The 2,726-nt window shown below is 60.1% G+C and carries 3 protein-coding genes; all 3 read left to right on the top strand.

What is annotated here, in order from left to right:
• Positions 1-834: DUF5131 family protein (locus ACUH78_RS18960; RefSeq protein ID WP_510497602.1), on the top strand; the 834-nt coding region annotated here is incomplete at its 5' end.
• An 87-nt stretch (positions 835-921) separates the two neighbouring features.
• Positions 922-2,187: a three-Cys-motif partner protein TcmP gene (locus tag ACUH78_RS18955; RefSeq protein WP_270069111.1), complete on the top strand. Its 1,266-nt coding sequence runs from the start codon at positions 922-924 to the stop codon at positions 2,185-2,187.
• Positions 2,188-2,238: 51 nt separating this feature from the next.
• On the top strand, positions 2,239-2,726 hold a 488-nt coding region (locus ACUH78_RS18950), incomplete at its 3' end, for a hypothetical protein (RefSeq protein ID WP_445334418.1).

The raw sequence follows: 2,726 nt of genomic DNA, 5'->3' as shown, positions 1-2,726 counted from the left end.
TCGATCTTTTCCATGCCCGAATTATATCAAAACCTATTTGATTGCCGGGTTAATAGCAACGCAGGGAGTATCGCGATGACAACAACCAGCAAGATCGAGTGGACGGAGCAGACTTGGAACCCGACCGTTGGGTGCACCAAGATATCTCCGGGGTGTAAGCACTGCTATGCCGAGGCCATGTCCAAGCGCTTGAACGCCATGGGCACGCCTGGCTATGAGAACGGATTTGCGCTGACCCTACTGCCAGAACGGCTCAATGACCCGATTAAGCGCAAGAAGCCAACGGTGTATTTCGTGAACTCGATGTCGGACCTGTTCCACGATCGGGTGCCGGATCACTACATCGACAAGGTGTTTGAGGTCATCGCGCAGACACCTCACCACACGTATCAGATCCTCACCAAACGCGCCGCGCGCATGGCTCGGTATTTCCGGACGCGCTCGGTGCCGAACAATGCTTGGTTGGGCGTTTCCGTCGAAGACCGCGACTCCGGGGTGCCTCGCATCGACTACCTCCGTCAAGTGCCAGCCACCATCCGCTTCCTATCGGTCGAGCCTCTACTCTCCGATGTGGGCGAACTCAACCTGACGGACATCCATTGGGTCATCGTTGGCGGGGAGTCCGGACCTAGGGCGCGGCCAATGAAGATGGAGTGGGTCGAGGCCGTACGCGAACAGTGCCAGGAGCAGGACGTGGCCTTCTTCTTCAAGCAGTGGGGCGGCTGGGGAGCAGATGGCAAGAAACGCGCAAAAGCAGCCAACGGCCGCGAGTTGAACGGCCGGACATGGGACGAAATGCCGGTGACGGCCATTCATCGCGTCAGCGCCTTCTGAGCTTTACGACAATGTGCTTGATTATGAGAAGCTCCGCAGGCACATTGCTGCGCAGGGACCATCAGAGCACTCTCAGCGCGCCGTTCAATGCCACATTACGACTGGATTTGGGGAGACCCGCCCCCGCTGCTGAAACGGCACAGTGAAGTCAAACACGCGCTTCTGCGCAACTACCTGATCGACTACTTCCTGACGCTTGTGTCGATGCCACAGCAGGACAAGATCCAGCTGACCATAGTAGATGGCTTCTGCGGAGGGGGGCTCTACCAAAACGAGTCCGGCCAGGAGGTGCCAGGCTCCCCACTGGTGATCCTTGAGGCAATTCGAGAGGCCGAGGTCCTGGTTAATGTGCGTCAGGAGCGCCGCAAGCCAATCAAGATTGATGTGGAGTTGATCTGCATCGATGACTGCAGCTATGCGCTGGACTACCTGGGGCATGTCCTCGATGAACGGGGGTATGGTGGAGGCGTAGCCACAGGTATCATCAAGCTGGTCAAAGGCAAGTTCGCCGACCATTGCGGAACTGCTATCCAGCGGGCGCACTCTCGCAGCCCACGTTCGGGACGCGGCTTGTTCGTGCTCGACCAGTATGGCTACTCCGCCGTGCCGATGAGCTGTCTGCGCGACATTTTCGCCAAACTAAAGCACGCCGAGGTAATCCTCACTTTCTACATCGACAGCCTGATCAGCTACCTCAACGAGAAGAACCTCGCAGACTTCGAGTTGTCGACTGGCATGCGCTCGTCAGTGCGTGCTGCCGATCTGGACGAGATCAAGCAGTCGCCGCGTTGGCGAGTGCAGTTGCAATCCTCCCTGTATCAGAGCCTGACCAGCCAGTGCTCGGCACAGTTCTACACGCCGTTCTTCATCAGGCCCGAGCGCGGGCATGGCGACTTCTGGCTGCTGCATCTCTCGCAGCACTGGAAGGCGCGCGATGTGATGGCGACTACCCACTGGCAACACCACAACCACTTTGCACACTACGGCAAGGCTGGTTTCCACATGTTCAGCACGGGCTACATCGGCAAGATCGACGATGAGAACCGACTACAGATGGGATTCGATTTCAGCGAAGTAGCAGCAACAGTCAGCAAGGAAACCATGATGGCGCAGATTCCCGCCATGCTATTCGAGGGCGCCGATGGCATGACCTTCGAGCAGTTTTTCCTCGGGCTGATCAACACGACGCCAGCAACGCGTAACATGGTAGAGGCGACGCTGCTCGAACTACATCAGAGCGGCGAAATCATCGTTATGGATGACGCCGGCGATGCGTCCAAGGCACGCGTCAAGCTCAAGGCCGACCATGTGTTGCGGCTGCCCTCGCAGCGCACCTTTAACTTCAGTATCTAGTGCAGCACCTACACCGCCACCGGCAAGCTTCTGAAGGCCTGGGGCCCGGCAGTGACCGCTGCGGCCACCACCTGCCCGACGGCCGCCGCCCCGGTCGCGGTCACCGACTACGCCTACGACGACCTCGACCGGCTGATCCGCGTCACCGAGGCACTGCCCGCGGGCGAGGGCGGCAACCGCGTCACCGAGACGGTGTACAACGCCGACGGCAGCGTGCATCAGGTCAAGCGGGCGGTCGGCACGGCACTGGCACAAACCTACGCCACCACCACCTACAGCGCCAACGGCCTGCCGGTCACGCTGACCGACGCCAAGGGCAACCGCACGACCTACGAGTACGATGGCCACGACCGCCGGGTGAAGCTGCGCTACCCGCACCCGAGCACCGTCAATACCTCATCGACCACCGACTACGAGCAGTTCGGCTACAACGCCGTCGGCAGCCTCGTCAGCCACCGCAAGCGCAGCGGCGAAACCGTCACGCTCGCCTACGACAACCTGCACCGCCTGACCAGCCGCAGCTACCCCACGGCCGCGGA

The organism is Thauera sp. ZXT1-4 (genome assembly GCF_052598215.2).
The sequence above is the reverse complement of the archived record's forward strand: the minus strand, read 5'-3'. Positions and strand labels throughout refer to the sequence as shown.

What these genes read in the sequence shown, in the direction of transcription:
- ACUH78_RS18955 (WP_270069111.1), top strand. Translation starts at nt 922, where the DNA reads ATGCCACATTACGACTGGATTTGGGGAGACCCGCCCCCGCTGCTGAAA.